This window comes from Verrucomicrobia bacterium S94, assembly GCA_004299845.1.
In the GTDB taxonomy this organism is placed as follows: Bacteria; Verrucomicrobiota; Kiritimatiellia; order Kiritimatiellales; family Pontiellaceae; genus Pontiella.
Genome location: CP036201.1, coordinates 1,400,204 through 1,419,310, shown reverse-complemented (window position 1 = coordinate 1,419,310; position 19,107 = coordinate 1,400,204). Strand labels below are relative to the sequence as shown.

General features: G+C 52.9%; 10 protein-coding genes. 3 read left to right on the top strand and 7 right to left on the bottom strand.

What is annotated here, in order from left to right:
• Positions 1–8 precede the first annotated feature (8 nt).
• Positions 9–3,854 (bottom strand): ATP-dependent RNA helicase HrpA, encoded by a 3,846-nt coding sequence (hrpA, locus tag EGM51_05805; protein ID QBG46933.1) that lies wholly within the window; start codon positions 3,852–3,854, stop codon positions 9–11.
• Between the two features lie 134 nt (positions 3,855–3,988).
• Here hrpA and EGM51_05800 point away from each other — a divergent pair, with 134 nt between their 5' ends.
• Positions 3,989–5,944, top strand: a complete 1,956-nt coding sequence (locus EGM51_05800) for a hypothetical protein (protein ID QBG46932.1) — start codon at positions 3,989–3,991, stop codon at positions 5,942–5,944.
• 145 nt (positions 5,945–6,089) lie between these two features.
• Here the strand turns inward: EGM51_05800 and EGM51_05795 are convergent, their stop codons facing one another.
• Positions 6,090–8,873 carry a tetratricopeptide repeat protein gene (locus EGM51_05795; GenBank protein ID QBG46931.1) on the bottom strand — a complete coding sequence of 928 codons (2,784 nt, stop codon included), beginning with the start codon at positions 8,871–8,873 and terminating at the stop codon, positions 6,090–6,092.
• Between the two features lie 125 nt (positions 8,874–8,998).
• Between EGM51_05795 and EGM51_05790 the strand changes: the two genes are divergently transcribed.
• Positions 8,999–9,289 carry a Dabb family protein gene (locus EGM51_05790; protein QBG46930.1) on the top strand — a complete coding sequence of 97 codons (291 nt, stop codon included), beginning with the start codon at positions 8,999–9,001 and terminating at the stop codon, positions 9,287–9,289.
• Entirely contained in the window at positions 9,289–9,786 is a 498-nt protein-coding gene (locus tag EGM51_05785) for a shikimate kinase (protein ID QBG46929.1), read from the top strand. Before EGM51_05790 ends, EGM51_05785 begins: the two co-directional genes overlap by 1 nt.
• An 8-nt stretch (positions 9,787–9,794) precedes the next feature.
• On the opposite strand, the gene EGM51_05780 is transcribed toward EGM51_05785, so the two are convergent.
• The 5 genes from EGM51_05780 to EGM51_05760 are packed head-to-tail and all read right to left on the bottom strand — an operon-like array spanning position 9,795 to position 18,989.
• Entirely contained in the window at positions 9,795–10,700 is a 906-nt protein-coding gene (locus EGM51_05780; GenBank protein QBG46928.1) for a transglutaminase family protein, read from the bottom strand.
• Positions 10,697–13,216 (bottom strand): hypothetical protein, encoded by a 2,520-nt coding sequence (locus EGM51_05775; protein QBG46927.1) that lies wholly within the window; start codon positions 13,214–13,216, stop codon positions 10,697–10,699. Before EGM51_05775 ends, EGM51_05780 begins: the two co-directional genes overlap by 4 nt.
• Positions 13,217–13,228: 12 nt before the next feature.
• Positions 13,229–16,570 carry a transglutaminase family protein gene (locus EGM51_05770; protein QBG46926.1) on the bottom strand — a complete coding sequence of 1,114 codons (3,342 nt, stop codon included), beginning with the start codon at positions 16,568–16,570 and terminating at the stop codon, positions 13,229–13,231.
• Between the two features lie 5 nt (positions 16,571–16,575).
• Positions 16,576–17,532 carry an alpha-E domain-containing protein gene (locus EGM51_05765; GenBank protein QBG46925.1) on the bottom strand — a complete coding sequence of 319 codons (957 nt, stop codon included), beginning with the start codon at positions 17,530–17,532 and terminating at the stop codon, positions 16,576–16,578.
• Positions 17,532–18,989 (bottom strand): circularly permuted type 2 ATP-grasp protein, encoded by a 1,458-nt coding sequence (locus EGM51_05760; GenBank protein ID QBG46924.1) that lies wholly within the window; start codon positions 18,987–18,989, stop codon positions 17,532–17,534. The genes EGM51_05765 and EGM51_05760 overlap by 1 nt, the downstream gene beginning before the upstream one ends.
• Between the last annotated feature and the right edge of the window lie 118 nt (positions 18,990–19,107).

Below are 19,107 nucleotides of genomic sequence, written 5' to 3'. Positions count from 1 at the left end.
AATCAAATTTATAACAGGTTATTCCAGGCTTCCTCAAGCCGTTGTGCAGAAACCTTAACCGGTGTTTTAATTTCCGGCGCAAAGCGGTTTACACGGAATTCCTCGAGCTGCATCGCAAACTCAATCAGATCAATCGCCCCCGCAATATTTTCACAGTCGAGCAGCTTTTCATTCAGCCGGTTTTGAAAGGGTTCAATTTCGAGCAGCTTTCTGGCGTCGGCATCGGAATTATTCCGGGCACGCTGAATACGCACCTGCATGGCTTTGAGATAGCGCGGGTATCGACTGAACATATCCAGGGTCTGAATAAAGCCGGGGCGGAACAGGAATTCGAGCTGCATCTCCAGATCGTGAAGAATGTCGAAATCCGCCCGAAGTTCGGCAATGGCTTTCACGATCGCTTCGCGCTGATCGAGCAGCTTTTCCAGAATCCGGGCATTTTTTTCGAATTTTTCAAATACTTCGCTGCGAGCAATAACCGCACGCTTTTCAAAGGTTTCAGGATCCCGGATTTCGCAGCGCAGATCATCGGTCAGTGCATCCACGATAGACGCATTCATCAGATCGGTCAGAAAATCGCTGTCGATGGCGGAAAGGGTCAGCTGCATACCGGTACTCAGCGGCGGGCGTTTTTCAATGTATTTCACCTGGTCCGGATGCTTCAGCCGGAAAAGCTGCGCCAGGCCGGCCAGATGGGCATGCCTCGCCTGCGGCTGATTCATAAATACCGCACGCCCGACGCCTCCTGCTTCGGCCGTCAGTGCCGGATAACCCCGTGTTTTTCCACGGTCATCCGACGTAATGAATTCCGGCAGTTCTTTGCCGGGCCAGTCTTTGCCCGGCGGCAGTGACCATTTGGCAAAGGCGGTTTCTGCGCCGTTCAAATAGACGTTACTGCGATGCTCTTCCGAAATCGAAGTATGGATTTTAACAATTTCATCCCCCTTTGTTTCGATCACCTTCATGCGTAAAAATCCGGGCAGCGATTTTTCATCAAAATCAGACGCATCCACCGGCAGTTTAAATTCCAGCTGCAGCCAGCGGGCCAATGCTGTGAGCAGGGGTTCCTGGTGCTCACCCGTGCAGGTATGGGCAAAAGTGCGGGCCGTCTGATCGATAGGGGCAAGGGTGGTGCGCAGATTTTTCGGCAGCGTGCGCAGGAGGCGGTTGACCTTTTCTTCAAGCCAGCCGGGAACAAGCCAGTCGGGGGCCCAGTCCGGTAGAAAAGCCAGTTTGTCGGTAGGGCAGACCAGCGCAATTCCGTCCAGTTCATCGCCGGGTTCGAAGGTATAGATGAGGTGAAAGTCCTCGTGATGGAAGGTCAGGTATTCCGGATAATCCTCCATTCGAAGGGGTGAAGTCTGCGGGAACATGGCCTCCTCGGCCTTCATCGCAATACGGGCTTTGGTTTTACGGATCCATTGTTCCAGCGTCTGGACGGAATAGACGTCCGCCGGCAGCAGGCGGTCAAAATGGTGGAAAATGGCGTCGGTGTCGAGCAGGGCACCGGGACGACGGATTTTTTCTTCCAATGCCTGAATATCATCGAGCATGCGCTGATGGATTTTCAGCCAGCCGCCGCGCGTTTTCAGATTACCCGGCACCATGCCTTCACGGATAAAAATTTCGCGGGCTTTTTCCGGATGGATGGGGCCGAAGTGTACCGGTTTTCCATGGGTCAGCGTCAGTCCGCCGGAGAGGACGGACTCTTTGGCATAAACGAAGCCTTTATCCGGATTCCATTCGGGTTGTTTATAGATTTCTTTACAAAGATGCGGCGCAATCTCGGCAACCCATTGGGGTTCAATTTCGGCAACGATGCGCGCATAGAGCTTTGTAGTTTCCACCAGCGAAAACGTCATGACCCATTCCGGCGGTTTTTTAAACAGGCCGGATCCGGGGAAGATAAAAAACTTACGGTTGCGGGCTGCCGTAAATTCGCGGTCTTCACCCTTCAGTCCGATATTCGCCGGCAGTCCCGCCAGCAGGCTGCGGTGAATGCCGTCATACAGCGCCGTCGGAACCTCCTGTTTTTTCGCGCGCTTAATGGAGCCGGAAATTCCATCGGTGTTTTTCAGATCCTTCCAGAGGTTGCGCCATTCCATGACGCGGCGGTAATTCACAAAATTGGTTTTACAGAATTTACGGAGTCTGCCGTGGGATTCGCGGCGCGCGTCTTCAATATCGTTCCAGAGATTAAGGATGGTGATGAAGTCAGATCGCGGGTCTTTCCATTTGGCGTGGGCCTGATCGGCCGCCTCCGCTTTTTCCGTCGGGCGTTCCCGGACATCCTGAATCGAGAGAAACGCCACAATAATCAGCACCTCAGGCAGAACGTCTTCCTCTTTGGCCTGCAGAATCATGCGCGCCAGATGCGGATCCAGCGGGAATCGGACAATCTGTTTGCCGATGGGGGTCAGTTTTCGGTCTTTGTCAATTGCGCCGATATCATAAAGCGTTTTATAGCCTTCGTTCACCAGCGCAGTCTGCGGCGGATCGATCAGCGGGAAGCGGTCGATCGGCGGCAGATTCAGCATATCCATCTGCAGGATCACGCCGGCCAGCGAAGTGCGGCGGATTTCGGGGTCGGTATATTCGGCACTGTTTTCGAGTACTTCCTTGTCGTAGAGATAGACGCAGATACCGTCGGTCACACGGCCGCAGCGTCCACGCCGCTGGCGGGCACTGGCCTGTGAAACCTGTTCAATCTGGAGGCCCTGCACCTGCGTGCGCGGATTGTAGCGGCTGAGTCGTACCAGCCCGGAATCAATGACATAATGAATGCCCGGAATAGTGATCGACGTTTCGGCCACATTCGTTGCCAGAATAATCCGCCGACGCCCGCCCACTTTAAAAACGCGCTGCTGTTCTCCCATGGAGAGTCTTCCGAAAAGAGGAAGAATTTCGGTGCTTTTCCAGTGCTGGCCTTCCAGTTTTTTCGCGGCATCGCGGATCTCGCGCTCGCCGGGAAGAAAGATCAGCACATCGCCCCGGTCATCGACGTCCGAAATCCAGCGCATGGCGCGCAGGATATGATTGGAGAGTTCTTCATCTTTGCCCGGCGGAAGAAAGAAATCCTCTACCGGATAGGTGCGGCCCTCGACTTCAATTACTGGGGCCTGATCAAAAAAGTCCGAAAAACTTTCGGCATCCAGCGTGGCCGAGCTGATGACGATTTTAAGGTCGGGGCGGATTCTGAGCAGATTTTTGAGATAGCCGAGAATAAAATCGATATTCAGGCTGCGCTCGTGGGCCTCGTCGATGATGAGGCAGTCATATTGCAGCAGATGGCGGTCGTGCTGGGTTTCAGCCAGCAGAATGCCATCGGTCATAAATTTAATGATGGTTTCGTCGCAGGTCTGATCATCGAAGCGGACCTGACAGCCGACGCCTTTCCCGTAATCCGCCCCCATTTCTTCGGCGACACGCCGCGCCATGCCGGTGGCGGCCAGTCGGCGGGGCTGGGTGACGCCGATCCGGCCGGTTTTTCCGGCACCGGCTTCGTAAGCAATTTTAGGCAACTGCGTGGTTTTTCCTGAGCCGGTGGTGCCGCAGACAATTACAATCTGGTTTTCTTCGATGAGTTTTCGGATTTCATCTTTTTTCCCGGAGACGGGAAGAATTTCGGGATAATCCAGTTTCAGGCTGACCCGCGCGCGCCGGTGTGCACGTTCGAGAGCCTGAAAATGCGCGTCTTTCAGCTTCCCGATCAGGTTATCGACCGGTTTGTTGTCATGAATACGCTGGCGGATACGCCGCATCAGCGCATTCAGGTGTGAACGATCGCGGAGCAGCACGTCGTCGAGTGAGCGCTTCACCGTTTGCAGTATTTCCTTTGTTTCAGCCGTATTCATGGGAGCCGGAAATAAGGACACAGCCAAACGGGGAGATCAAGGAAGAAGAGCCGCTTCCACACCGATGTACTTTGCCGTTGAACGTCGGGGACGGTTTGCCTAGGTTCTGCGACTAACGCATTTCTAACATTATCATGCACAAATTCATAAAAACCTTTTATCTCTGGCTGGGGCTGTTCACGTTCTGCAACGTGATTTCGCTCTTAGGGCTGCTGGCGCGGGGGCGGTGGCCGGAGACCGGTGCGGTTCCGGTGCTGTTGGCGTGGACACTGCAGCTGCCGCTGGTTGCGGTGCTGACGCTGATGCACCACGGTATCAATCATCTGTTTATTTTTCTTCCGGAGCGTGGAAAAAAGCCGGTACGTTTTGCGCTGTGTGCATTGGCGACGTTTTTTTTCATGGGCATGTACACGGCGTCGCAACTGATGTATCTGCAGGTGAACTCGTTTATTTCGTGGGATGCTTTTCAGACAGGGCTTTCGAATGCGCCGCAGATTCTTCCGGAAATCATCAGCGGAATGGGCGGGGAGCTGCTCGGTGTGGCGGCGTTGTCGCTCCTGATCAGTCTGCTGTACACCAGGCAGTATCACCATCATTCGTTCAGCCACTCGCCGCAGCGTTTTGCACTGCTCTGCGTGCTGTTTATCACTTCCGGAGCCGGCGGATTTGTGGCGGTTTATTCTATGGACGACGATCGCGCTGTACATATTCGACAGGGACTGCTGCCGACGACGTATCTGACCTTTGCGATCATCGATAATCTGCTGCCGACGGCCTCGCCGTCCGTTGATTTTCTGCGCGGGCTGGTGATGGAGGAACAGGTTTCTATGGAGGAGTATTTCCAATCAATAGCGGAACCGCTGACCGAAAAACCGCATGTGTTTTTTATCATGCTCGAATCGGTTTCGTGGGATCACTATGGATTCACCGGCTATTCGCGAAAGAGAATCACGCCTAACCTCGACCGGCTGGCAGAGGAGGCGCTGGTGTTCAACCGCGCTTATGCGGCGGCCTGTCATTCCAATTATTCGCAGACAAGCACGCATGCTTCGCAGTATCCGCTGCGCCGCAAAAAACTCGATCAGTTTGAAGAGGTGAATTATCCGAAAACACTGCTCATGGATATTCTTTCATATGCCGGATACCGGACGGCCTTTTTCTCGGCGCAGAATGAAGACTGGCAGGGCATGAAAACGTTTATCCATGCCCGCACCCGTCTGCAGCACTTCTACCATTCGAAGGATGAGCTCGGCGAAAACATCGGAATCGAATCGAAGATCAAGGATGAAACGGTTCGCCGGCGCGCGGTCGAGTTCCTGGATGCGGCGGATGGCGGGCAGCCGGTTTTTATGTATCTGAATTTTCAGGCTACCCATTTTCCGTATGACCTGCCCGAAGATGCTGCTCGGCCTTATGCGCCGTGGAATACGGATGAGTTTGAATTTTCCTTTTTCAACTTTGACCAAGCGCATATCGATACGGTGATCAACCGTTTCGACAATGCGTTGCATTATGTAGACGCACAGGTCGGCGCTTTTGTGGATTATCTGAAGGAGCAGGGGCTGTACGAAAACAGTCTGATTGTCGTGGCATCTGATCACGGTGAAGCGTTTTATCAGCGCGGCTATCCGACCCATGGTACTTCGTTGTTCGAAGATCAGGTTCGCACAGCTGTGCTGTTTAAACTACCCGGCGCGGCAGAAACCGGCGTTCGCGAGGATCCCATATCGCTTATCGATATCAATCCGACCGTGCTGGAAATTCTGGGCATGCCGAATCATCCGAATTTCCAGGGGCGGCCGGTGCTGAAGCAACCGCGGAGTGCCCCGGTATATCTGCTTTCGCACGGCGTCATTAAGGCGCATGGCATTGTCGATTATCCATGGAAATATATCTTCAGCGCGCGCGATGGAGAATGGTTGCTGAACCTGGAGGAGGATCCGACGGAGTGGACCGATCTTTCCTCCGGGTATCCGGATGTTTTATCCCGACTGAAAGAGGAGTTGCAGTTATATCAGATGCGTCAGCTCTACTATTATACCGTCCTGCCGCAGGAGGAGCGGGACCGCCTTTATCCACCGCAGCATTAAGGCGATACGGTTGATTACGACGAAATGAAATTCCAATGCGCCGAGTTGTTGCGTTATTATGTCCTTCTTTCCCGCTTACGGCTTGATCGGGTAAAATGTGGGATACGTTTTAACAAACGGTATGATGATGGCTGGTCGCGTTGGATCATTGCTCCAGTCTGCTTTTAAATAATGACAGATTGCTTTCGATGTGATGTAACAATGATGGATTATTGGTTGCCGAGATATGGATATGATGGAGGGCTTTTTCCGACATGGCGACCGCGTCGGAATAACGGCCGGCAGAAGCATAAGCCACCGCCAGACTGTCGAGATAAACAGGCTGTTTGTAGCCGGTCAATTCACAGCCGCGTTCGGATAGGGTAATTGCACGCTCCGGGTGTGCAATCTGAGGATTTGCGCTGGTTGCATATATTTTAGACAGCAACAGCAGGGCGCTGATGTTTTCGGGATCCTCATCCAGAATCATTTCATATTGGACGGCACTTTCATGCAGCTTTCCCTGCATATAGTAGATGGATGCCAGCTTATTTCTTGCGACTGTAACCTTTGGTCTTTTCTGCAGGAACTTTTTGAAATGAAAGACGGCTGCGTCCAGGTGATTTTCATTCATGGCCAGAACACCGAGGTCATAATGAGCACCTGAATTGCTGTCCAACTCCACAGCCTGTCTGAACAGCGCTGTGGCTTTTTCAAAGTATCCGGTTTTTTGATAGTAGATACCCAGGCTGTAAATTACATTTGCGTTATCGGGGTCAATTTCAAGAGCTCTTTCGAAACAAATTCGCGCTTCTTTATAAGCCCCCAATTTAAGTAAAGAACTACCAATATGTCCGTAGAAGTCAGCGGGGTACCGTTTGCTTTGAGCTGCGTTTATATAATGTTGTATTGCAAGAGAATGATCACCTCTCCGGAGGTAAAGATCGGCGAGCGTTTTTTCGGCTAACGGATTTACAGGGATTCTGTTCAGGAGGCCGATCATATAGTCAATGGCTTTGTCAATGCCTTCATTCTGCATGTAATAATAAATGACAAAATCATACGCTTCAGCCATTTCCGGATCATATTTATTCGCGTCGATGAAGCAGGACAACGCTTCATTGGTTTGATTCATCTGCAAAAGAATGGTGCCTTTTCGATAATGACCCTTTGCATAATACGGGTTCAGAGCGAGTGATTGATTAATTATTTCAAGTGCTCTGTCGAGTTGGTCTTGATCTGCGAAGAGTTTACTTTGTTTGTATAGTTTGTAGGATTCTTGCGATGGGGCACTTATTTTTTCGATAGCGTCAACTTCTCCATTTACAAATTCAGGGATGTTTACAGCACGGTTTGCTGCTGTGGAATTAGGAATCAGGATTGCAGGGGTGTCTACGCCGTTTTCATCGATATGAGTAAGAAACATTTTGGTAAATGGTCCCATACCTTTAGAGGAAAAAACAAGCCAGCGGCTGTTGGGGGACCAGCTGTGCCATGAATTCATCGGGGTAAGGTTGCAGTTCATTTCGCGGGCGGTTCCTCCACTGGCCGGAATGATGTACAGTTTACTGTCCGGACGCATTAACTGGCCGCGGGCAGCCTGCACGTAGACAATCCATTTTCCATCGGGAGAAAATTTTGCGAACGAGTTACTTTTTCCGTTGTTCGAAGCGCCTTCAACGGGAAGAGCTTTTCCTCCTTTTCCTTGATTGAAAGGAATGCGGTACAGGTCATACTGAATGTCAGGTTCTCCGTCATCTCCAGCATATGTAGGGACTTTCAGACTGGCAAAAGCGTCCTGTGCCGGTGCTCTGGAAAAAACCAGTTCTTTGCCATCGGGACTCCATACTGCATTGGTTTGAACAAAACGGGGATCGTCCGCTCCCGGCAAAGGAAACATGCGACCGGTGGTCCGGTCGTAGACGACGAGGATTCCTCGCGTCGGATAAAAGGACTGCAGGAATCCGAAATTCGGGTAGTTAGCCACAAAAGTATCTTCGTTGAGTGTGCTGATCACATACCGTCCGTCTGGAGAGATCTGTGAGAAGAGTCCGAAATTCATATGACCATCCGGCGTATCTTCATATGTATTCCATGAAAGAATGTCCTGGTTTTCAATGACGATATTTTTTTCAACCGGAACAATACCGTAAGCTCCTTTATCTCCATTGGGTCCATCCATATCCATACCCAGTGTTTTACCGTCGGTTGAAAATGAGTGGCAGTTTGCACAGGTCGGCATATCCTGAAGAACAACCGGGGCTTCAGGTTTTGATATATCCCGAAGCCGCCATTTCATAAGATGCATCAGGTCTTTGGATAAGGGACTGATTTTTCCGGAGGTGTTCCTTGAAGGCATAAGAGGGACATCCCGGTAAAAAATTGGAGCTCCGACCGGTATCGTTGATGTGGAAATCCGGACATGGCCCAACGATATGGGATCTCCATTTGCTGATTTCGGTAGTCCTGCAATATAGATATCGACAGCTTTTCCGGTGGAAATTCTTTTTATATTTTCCCATATCGTTTCATCCGGAGTCCAGTGTCTGGATGATTCAGCATAGGCGGAGGGACGATAGTGTGCATTGGCTTCACTGACTGCGTCCGGATCAATTTCAAGCGGGTGTTGTGCGCCATCGGAATAAAAAACGGAAACATATCCATCAGCATCTTTGACAAAGATCGCCCAGTTTGTTGCCGGTGTGGGATCATGCCACATAAATGTCGGGGCCACGATATCCGGAGGGAAAACAGAATTATTTTCCGGATAGTCGACCGTGATCGAATCGGAACGTATCGTGTCTAAAATCCCCGCCAGTTCATCAGCCGCCGATATCAAGGGCTTTTCGGCGGTGCTGATCAGCGTTGCTGATGTCATCAGTAGAAATAAAAGGGTTCGGGGTAAACGCATAAGGATGTCCTGAAGCTTTCTGTTTAATACGACCTTCATATATCATATTCTGTATTCAGTTTAAATCCTGTTTTATCACCTTCTGATAGATTTGGAACTGAATAGATTTGATTGAATCTTCTTAGAGGATTACACCTCCGTTAACTCTGAGTTGAGGTAAAGACATGATAAAACATATTGTGATGTGGAAATTTAAAGATGACGTGCCGCTGGAGGAGCGGGTTGAAATGAAAGCCAGACTGGAAGCGCTGAAGGGCGTTGCGCCGACCCTGCTGGATATTGAGGTCGGGCTGGATGTGCTGGGAACGGATCAGTCTAAGGATATTGTGCTGTATTCCGAATTTGCATCGCTTGAGGATCTCAAGGCGTATGCCGAACACCCGGAGCATGTGAAGGTGGGCGAATTTATCAAGCTGCGGGTTTGTGAACGCCATGCGGTCGATTTCGAAGTCTGATGGAAAAAACGAATCTGGTTTTAATCGGTATGCCGGCCAGCGGGAAGAGCACGCTGGGCGTGCAACTGGCGAAATGGCTGTCAAAAGGGTTTATTGATACCGATCTGTTGGTACAGGCGCGGGCCGGTGAAAGTATGCAGGCGTTTCAGGACCGTGACGGCCTCGCCGAATATCAGGAACTGGAATGTGCTACGGTTCAGTCCGTTGTCTGTGAAAACTGCGTAATTTCCACCGGCGGAAGTGCGGTCTATTGCGATAGCGCGATGGCGCATCTGAAGTCGATGGCGACCGTGATTTTTCTGGATGTTCCTCTGGATGAAATTATCCGGCGTATCGGTGATTTTTCGAAGCGCGGTGTGGTGATTAAACCGGGAATGACTCTGGCGGATCTCTATGAAGAACGTCGGCCGCTCTATCTTAAATACGCGGATCATGTGATGGCCTGTTCCGGAAAATCGCAGGATGAACTGCTGCAGGAAATCCGGGCCCTGGTGTAATAAATGAGTTACTGCTGTTGCTGCTGGAGCTGCTGAAGTTCTGATTCGGGAATCATATCGACCTCCGCCCGGACCTGATGCCGGCCTCCGCCGAGCATCACGCCGGAAACGGGACTGATATCCTGATAGTCTCTGCCCCAGCCGATGGTGATAAATTGATCGTCAGCTATTTTATTATTCGTAGGGTCGAGATCCAGCCAGCCGTTCACCGGGCAGTAGACGCCGACCCAGGCGTGGGAGGCATCCGCTCCTTCCAGTCGGGGACGGCCGGGTGGCGGCGTCGTCTGGATATAGCCGCTGTTGTAGCGTGTGGGTATGCCGACGCTGCGCAGACAGCTGATCATTAAATGTGCAAAATCCTGACAGACACCCCGACGGTTTTTCAGGACTTCCGCAACCGGAGTTGAAACGGTTGTGGCGGTGGAATCGAAAATAAAATCCGAATGAATGCGGTGCATAAGGTCCATCGCAACATCATGGGCTGACGCACCCGGTTTACAGGAAGGTCTGCAGTAGGCCTCACTTTCCGGAAGACGAGAAACGGCGGCCGAATCAAAACAGAACTGGAATGCATCCAGTCCTTCGGCTGAACGTGCTCCGCGGAGTCGTTCGCGCACGGTGTCCCAGGAAATGCCTTTGAGGGTGCCGACCAGGGAGCGGGGTTGAACCTCGACAACACTTTCCATGAGAATCTGCATGGTGTCGTGTTTCATTTCAATGTTGCAGAACGTCACCGTATTCCCGAAATAATCGGTTCGTTCTGCCAGCACAGCCGGTTCCGGAAGAATAGAGAGTCTGGTAGAATGCACCTGCTGCCACGGAAGTGTGCGCGGTTTGAGCCGCAGCACATTGTAGACGAAGGTGACGGGGTTGGAGTACTCAAATGTGGTGCGGTGGCGGAGGTGGTAAATCATGATCCACCTCCTACCAGCGTGGAGAGCTTGCTGGTGGACTGCACGTGCGAAAGATAACGTTCGTTAATCAGAATACTGAGTTCCTGAACTTTATCGATTATGCACTGAAGATATTCCGCCAGTCTCGGCCGACGTCCCTCTGCATCAAATGCGGTGATCGTGGAGAGATCAAAATTTTCCACGAAACGAACCAGTTCTTCGCTCTGAATCTGTTCCGTCAGCTGTCCGGTTCTTGGCAGATTGGAAAGTTCGCGGATGTGTTCATTCAACAGTTCCAGCTGGAAAGCTATACTGCGTGGATTGGAGTGATCGGAAATGAGCAGGTCAAGCAGCGGAAGAACCGCTACATTGCTTTGATAACGCGTACGATACGTGATTGAACTGCTGCCGATTTCAAGAATGGCATCCAGCATCGGGGCTTCATAGGGATCGGGCGATGTAAGCAGTTCTTTGAGCAGCATGGCACTCATTACTGCCCGTTCGAGCCGGAATCCCATATCCATAAAACGCCAGGCGTATCCATGGGTCATACTTTCGAAGCCCATTCCCGAAAATGCGGAAAGCGGAACAATGAGGTTATCCAGCATGTCGGCAATATCGGTCAGTTCATCTTCGCAGGAGGTGGCCTGCAGCTCCCGGGTAAGCCGGTCGAGAATCCGCCAGGCATCCATGCTTATCCGGTCGCGTACTATGGCGCCGATCTTTCCGGCATTGTTGAGTGCGGCATACAGATTGTTCGGTTGATTGTCTGCAAAGATGACCGAACAGAGGAACGCACGTGTTTGGTCCATTTCAGCAATCGGATTGGTCGCTGCATTTTTCTGCGTAAGATCCGTGAGAACACCGAGTGTCCGGATAAGTTCCGGAAGTTCGGGGGTACCGTCCGGAAGCGTTTCCTCCGTCATCCGGCGCAGTACGGTGCGCAGCGTACGGGTCTGAAGTTCAGCGCGTTGAATATAACGGCCCAGCCAGAACAGGTTGTCAGCCACCCGGCTGGAGAGGTTGTCTTCGCCGCGGGAAAGTTCCACCTCGTTTCCGGACTTCGGGAGCAGGGTGATTTTTTCAACATGACCCCGCGCCGGTACCCAGGTGTCTTTCGATCCGCCGCCCCGTTCCATACTCACTACGGTGGAATCACTTTTCGAAGAGATACGCGTAAGTCCGCCGGGCATGACCTTCCAACCGGTGCGTGTGGCAACCACGAAGGCACGCAGCATAGAGTGGCGGGGAGTCAGATGACCATCTCGCCAGCAGGGGGCGGCCGAAAGGGATGTATTTTCCTGAGCGATAAAACGTTTGGGATCATCTTTGATTCGGGCGATCAGTTTTTTGCGTGCTTCAGGGAGCAGGTGCCGTGGAAAGATCGGATGTTCATGCGAACCGCAGAATGAGCGTTTAATGACAAAATCATCCAGATTATCAATGACCTGATTCATTTCCAGATTCTGTCCGCACCACCATGTCGGTACGGTCCAGAGCAGGGGTTCCTCCTTAAGCAGATGACGGCAGAGCATGGGGTAGAAGGGGAGCAGTGCCGGTGTTTCGGCCAGTCCGCTGCCCAGGGCATTGGTAATGACCACTTCACCTGAAACTGCGGCCTGTACGAGGCCGGGAATTCCGAGGGAGGACGCCTGGTTCAGTTCCAGCGGATCGCAGTCGGAATCATTCTGTCGGCGAAGAATCACATCAACCTGTCGCAATCCGCCCAGTGTTTTCAGAAAAACCTGATTTTCACGGACCGTCAGATCATTGCCCTGCACCAGCGGAAAACCGAGATAGCGCGAGAGGTAGGCGTGTTCAAAATAGGAGTCGCTCATCATGCCCGGTGTAAGGATGACGATACGTGGATTATCGATCTTTCGCGGAGAGAGTTCCGCCAGCCGGTTTCGAAGGGTGGAAAAGAAACCGGCCAGCCGCTCTATCCGGCACTCACGATACATGGTTGGAAAGGTACGTGAAACAATGATGCGGTTTTCCAGCGCATAACCCGCGCCTGAAGGAGCCTGAGTCCGGTCTTTCACCACGCGCCATTCGCCGTTAGGTGCCCGCGCCAGATCAACCGCCAGCATGGTCAGAAACTGATTCTGCGGAGGCCTGATGGGGCAGCAGGAGCGTAGAAAGGCCCTATTTGCCAGAATCAGTTCGCTGGGAAGGGTTCCGCTTTTGAGCAGTTCCTGTTCCCCGTAAAGGTCGGCCAGCATTCGGTTCAGCAGCTGCATGCGCTGTATCAGGCCGGCAGAAATAGCGGTCCACTCATCGGGGGAGATCATCAGCGGAACCGGGTCGAGTTCCCAGGGTCGGCTGACCCGGGTATCGCTTTCCGCCACATTATAGGTAATTCCGTTTTGCTGAATGATTCGCCGCGCCCGGTTCCAGCGTTTGGAAATATTTTCCGCACCGTAGGCATTCAGGCGGTTGATCATGGGTTCCCAGTGCGGTCGCAAACCACCATCCTGATCCGCCATCTCCGAATAGGTTTCGCTGATGGGATGATAATTGCTTATTAAATTGTCCATCAACGCCAATCCTCAATACTGCCGACGCAGGTCGAGTGTAACGGGCGCTTCCGGACTCCGCTCAATGCGGCGGATATGCAGAGGTCCCGGCGTGTGGCCGAACGGTTTAAACCGTTCGCCGCGCCGCGTTTCCGCTTCCAGGGCATTGATGGGAAAATGTTCATGGCTTCTTCCGCCGGGGTGGCTGACATAATAGGTGCATCCTCCGACGGCATGATCATTGTGCCTGTCCACCAGGTCGAAGACAAGCGGCGTATGCACCGGAATCGTCGGATGCAGGCAACTCGGCGGCTGCCATGCACGATAGCGCAGTCCGGCCACAAATTCGCCCGGTGTCCCGGTCGGGCTCAACGGAACTTCAAGGCCGTTCACCGAAACCGCATGGCGCTGTTCGATGAGACCGGAGATTTTTATCTGAAGCCGTTCCAGAGAGGAGTCCACATAGCGTGCCGTACCGCCTCCGCCGGCTTCTTCTCCCAGTACCAGCCAGGGTTCGATGGCCTGCCGCAGTTCGATATTCACGCCGTCATAATTGACCGTTCCAATGACTGGAAAACGGAATTCAAAGTGGGTGGTAAACCAGTCCTGCTGGAAGGGAAAACCGGCCTGGTTCAGGGTGTCGATGACTTTGCCGAAATCTTCGCGGACAAAGTGCGGCAGCAGGAACCGGTCGTGCAAATGGGTGAGCCAGCGGGTAAGCGGTGCTTCATAGGGGGTTTCCCAGAAGTGGGCGATCAAAGCTCGAATCAGAAGCTGCTGGGTAAGGCTCATGCGGGCATGCGGCGGCATTTCGAACCCGCGGAATTCCACCAGTCCGAGCCGGCCGGTCGGGCTGTCCGGGGAATAGAGTTTATCGATGCAGAATTCCGCGCGGTGCGTATTTCCGGTCAGGTCGGTAAGCAGGTGCCGAAGCACGCGGTCTATCAGCCATGGTGGGATATTGGGATCGCCCATCTTCGGAATCTGTTTAAATGCCAGCTCCATTTCATAAGCAGCGTCCGGACGGCCTTCATCCACACGCGGTGCCTGTGAGGTGGGTCCGATAAACAGTCCGCTGAACAGATAACTGAGCGACGGGTGGTTCATCCAGAAGCCGATCAGCGACTTCAGCACATCGGGGCGGCGAAGAAAGGGGGAATCAGCAGGCGTTGCACCGCCGACTACCACGTGATTGCCGCCGCCGGTTCCGGTATGTTTTCCGTCGAGCTGAAACTTGTCGGTCCGCACCAGTGTCTGACGGGCTTCCTCATAAAGTACTGTGGTGTTATGCACCATTTCACGCCATGAATAGGCCGGCTGGATATTGACCTCAATAACTCCGGGGTCGGGCGTGACTTTCATGTAATCAATGCGCGGATCGTGCGGCGGAGTGTACCCTTCGATCAGCACCGGTTTGTTTACAATCGCTGCGGCATGTTCCACGGCATTGAGCAGATCAAGATAGTCTTCAATGGTGTAGGTCGGCGGCATGAAAATGCAGAGCCGGCCATCGCGCGCTTCAACACAGAGCGCCGTTCGGAGTATCCAGTCTGCCGACTGGCCCGGTTCCGGCAGTACATCATGACGGGGCGGAGGTTCGCCGATCATTTCCTCCACGGAATTTTTCCCAAGGTTCGGAAGTTCGCGTCCGTCTTCCGGATGCTGAGGCACCACGATTGAACGCCGGCCGGGAAGCGGCGGATGCCGCCAGGAAGGGTCGGGCGGCAGGGTTGGATCGAGATCCTCCTGTTTGGCCCAGGGCAGACTTTCGAGCGGCAGACGCAGCCCGAGCGGGGAATCCCCGGGAATCAGAAACAGCTGTTTCCCGCGCAGCATCCACAGTCCGCTCTGCCATCCCCAGGGCTGTTTCTCCAACGGGAGAACGAAGCCGACCGGATTATTCAGGCCGCGGTTAAACACGCGCAACAGCTGTTCGCGCTCCTGCGGATCATCCAGTTTGCTGTCCAGCGGGTCAACATTGACGGGCAGGTCTCGTTCGCGCAGTGCATATTTTACCGGATCTTCGTAGGCCGGATTTATATATTTCCGGTCTACACCCAGCTGGCGGGTCAGTTCCTCCGAAAGTTCGCGGGCATCTTCATGGGTGAAACCGTAATCCGTGGCTTCGGTTCCCAGCAGATCCTCACGTTCCCACATGGGAACGCCGTCTTTGCGCCAGTAGAGGCCCAGTGCCCAGCGGGGCAGCGGTTCGCCCGGATACCATTTGCCCTGTCCGAAATGCAGCATGCCGCCGGGGCCGAAACGTTTTCGCAATCGACGGATCAATTCTTCCGACAGCGGTTTTTTCGTGGGGCCCACCGCCTCGGTATTCCATTCTTCGCCTTCAAGATCGGTTGCGGAAACAAAAGTGGGTTCGCCGCCCATGCTCAACCGGACATCACCGGCATTCAGTTTTTCGTCCACAACATCGCCCAGATCCAGAATCGATTGCCACTGTCCTTCGGTGTAGGGCTTGGTGACGCGCGGATCTTCGTGAATGCGCGTAACCGACATCTCCACATTGAAGGTGGTTTCGCACAAGGAGATCGCCCCCTCAACCGGCGAAGCGTGGCGCGCATCGGCGGAGGCGGTAAGCGGGATATGTCCTTCGCCGCAGAAGAGGCCGCTGGTGGCATCCAGTCCGACCCAGCCGGCTCCGGGCAGATAGACTTCGCACCAGGCATGCAGGTCGCAGATATCCTGGTTGACACCGGCCGGCGCGTTAGGGTCCACCGGTTTTTCATCGGCAACCAACTGGATGGAGTAGCCGGATACAAAGCGCGAAGCGAGGCCGAGGCGGCGGAACACGTGCACCAGTAGCCAGGCAAAATCGCGGCAGCTGCCTTTCCCTTCCTTCAGGGTCCGTTCCGGCGTGTAAATGCCGGGGTCCATGCGCAGGGTGTATTCCAGCCGCTCATAAACTTTCTGGTTAACCATCGCCAGGAAATCGATGGTCCGGATTTCCGAAGTGTCGATGGATTCAACAAACTCCTGAAAAAGAGGCCGCATCCGCTGTTTCTGGAAAAAAGGGCGCAGTTCCCGTCTCAAAGCCGGCGGGTATTCAAACGGGTAGTCCTCGGCGTATTTTTCGAGGAAGAAATCGAATGGATTGATCGGTTTGAGTTCTGCAATGAGATCGACTTCAATCTCGAAACGTTCAGTCGGCTCATTAATCAGCAGACGGGCGAGGTAGTTGTTCTGCGGATCCTGCTGCCAGTTGATAAAATGATCTTCCGGAAGCACATTGAGTGAATAGCTGACGATCGGTGTGCGGCAGTGCGGGGTCGGGCGAAGGCGGATGATCTGGGCTCCGAGTGTTGCGGGACGATCATAGAAATACTGGGTTTTATGGTTCAGTGCAATGCGTATAGCCATGATGTTTAAACTCCGCCCGTCACGGCTTTAGGGGAAATAAAATGCGTGTGAATGGCATTATTCACTTCATTAAAACTCAACTGAAGATCATCGATAAACTCATTCATGCCAAACTTAATGATCTCTTTGGCCGACATCGCCAGCAGTTTTTCACACAGTTGTTCGACGATCCTATGGGGCTCTCCCGGTTTGTCACGCGTGATGCGGTATAAACTCTCCACCACGGCGTTCAGGCAGAACAGAATTGCCCGGGGATGTCCCTGATCAAGTACCATCAGATCGACAACCTTATCGGGAACAATCAGTCCGCGGGTTCGAATATAGGTTTCTCTGGCATCCATTGAATCAAGTACAGCACTCCACTGCAGATCATCCATCGGTGTTCCGACGGCATCGAGGTCGGGCAGGAGATGAAAGTATTTGACGTGCAGCAGCCGAGAGGTTTTGTCGGCGCGTTCCAGATAGCGTCCGACGCGCCAGAAATGGTAGCCCTGACCGCGTTCTATGGTTTCCGACGCCATGGCCTCGATCAGCATGGCATCGCGTTTAATTTCGCGACAGAGCTGGAAGACCCGGGTGTGAAACTGGGCTTTTTCGCGACTGGTTTCGGGTACCCGTTTTCCCAGCGCGTTAATCTCCCGGAACATGTCATCCGAAACGGTTTCCCGCATTCCTTTGGCAATAGAGCGTGCTGTGCTGAGACAGCGCGAGATGGAGTTTGGATATTCCGGATTAAACATCAGAAAATGCATGACATTATCGCGGGTCGGCGCGCCGTAGCGTGCTTTAAAAATGGCCATATCACCGGTAATTTCAATGAGCGGGCCCCACTGTTCCTGATCCCCGGACGACTGATCGAGGTTGAGCTGATAGCTTACTTCAAGGAAACGGGCTATATTCGAAGCGCGTTCAATGTAGCGGCTCATCCAGTAAATATTATCGGCTACGCGGCTGAGAAGCATCAGGCCACCTCCTGTCCGGTTCCCTGGTCCACAACCCAGGTGTCTTTTGTTCCTCCGCCCTGTGAGGAGTTCACGACCAGTGAACCCTTCTTGAGGGCCACTCGTGTCAGACCTCCGGGAAGGACATAGGAATCATCACCCCGGTGCAGAATGAAGGGGCGTAAATCGACATGCCGCCCCTCGAAGTGGTCATTGACCACAACAGGGGCTCTGGAGAGAGAGAGGGTTGGCTGTGAAATATAATTGCGCGGATCTTTACGCAGTGCGCGGGCGAAATTATCACGTTCTTTCTGCGAAGCTTTCGGGCCGATCAGCATCCCGTATCCGCCGGATTCACTGGCCGGTTTGACGACCAGTTTATCGAGATTATCCAATGTGTATTCCAGCGATTCATCATCGCAGCAAAGATGAGTGGGAACACTGGGCAGCAGCGGATCCTCTCCCAGATAATATTTAATCATGTCCGGAACAAAGGCATAAACCACCTTGTCATCGGCCACGCCGGTGCCGGGGGCGTTGGCCAGCGTCAGCGTTCCTTCTCGGAAAGCCTTCATCATACCGGCACAGCCGAGATAGGAATCCTCCCTGAATACTTCGGGATCCAGAAATTCATCGTCGATCCGCCGGTAGATGATATCGATGCGAACCAGGCCTTCGACTGTCCGTGCACACACATATTTTCCGTCATAAACCAGATCATGACCTTCCACCAGCAGGGCTCCCATCTGCTGGGCGAGAAAGGCGTGCTCAAAATAGGCCGAGTTGTATATGCCCGGCGTCAGCACCGCAACGTTTGGACGGTCGATCCCCTCCGGCGCAACATGATGAAGCATTTTCATGAACTGATCGGGATAATCCACGACACGGCGTACCCGGCTTTTATGGAAAACCTCCGGAAAATTTCGTTTCATCAGGGTCCGGTTCAGCAGAACATAAGATACACCTGAGGGCACCCTGAGATTGTCTTCAAGAACATAGAATGTCCCTTTATTGTCACGCACCAGATCCGTGCCGGTAACGTGTGCCCAGACCCCTTTGGGCGGATTCAGTCCCTGACATTGGGGCAGGTAGCCTTTGGACGAGGTGAAAATCCATTCGGGAATCACGCCGTCGGCAATGATATTCCGGTCGTGATAAATGTCGTCGATAAACCGGTTAACGGCCTTGATCCGCTGTTTCAATCCGGCCTCGACTACATCCCATTCTTTTCCGTCGATGATTCGCGGCACGATATCGAACGGAATCGTCCGCTCGGTACCTTCACCGGAACCATAAACATTGAACGTTATTCCCATGCTGTGCATGGCCCGTTCGCTGGCTTCCTGACGTTTGAGCAGATCGCCTTCGGCCAGTGATTCGATGGCGTTTACAAGCAACTTCGCTGATTCTCGCGAATGTCCCTGGTTGTCAAACAGCTCATCAAAAAAAGCTTCCGTTTCATACGCTTCAAAATTCATGTTTATGCATCCTTGGGAACACTAATCGCATCAGGTGTGCCACCGCAGGCCGGCGGACTGTATGGCTGCGGGATAAAAACGGTGTAACGCTTTATAAAAGGCTTAGATATAAAATTTA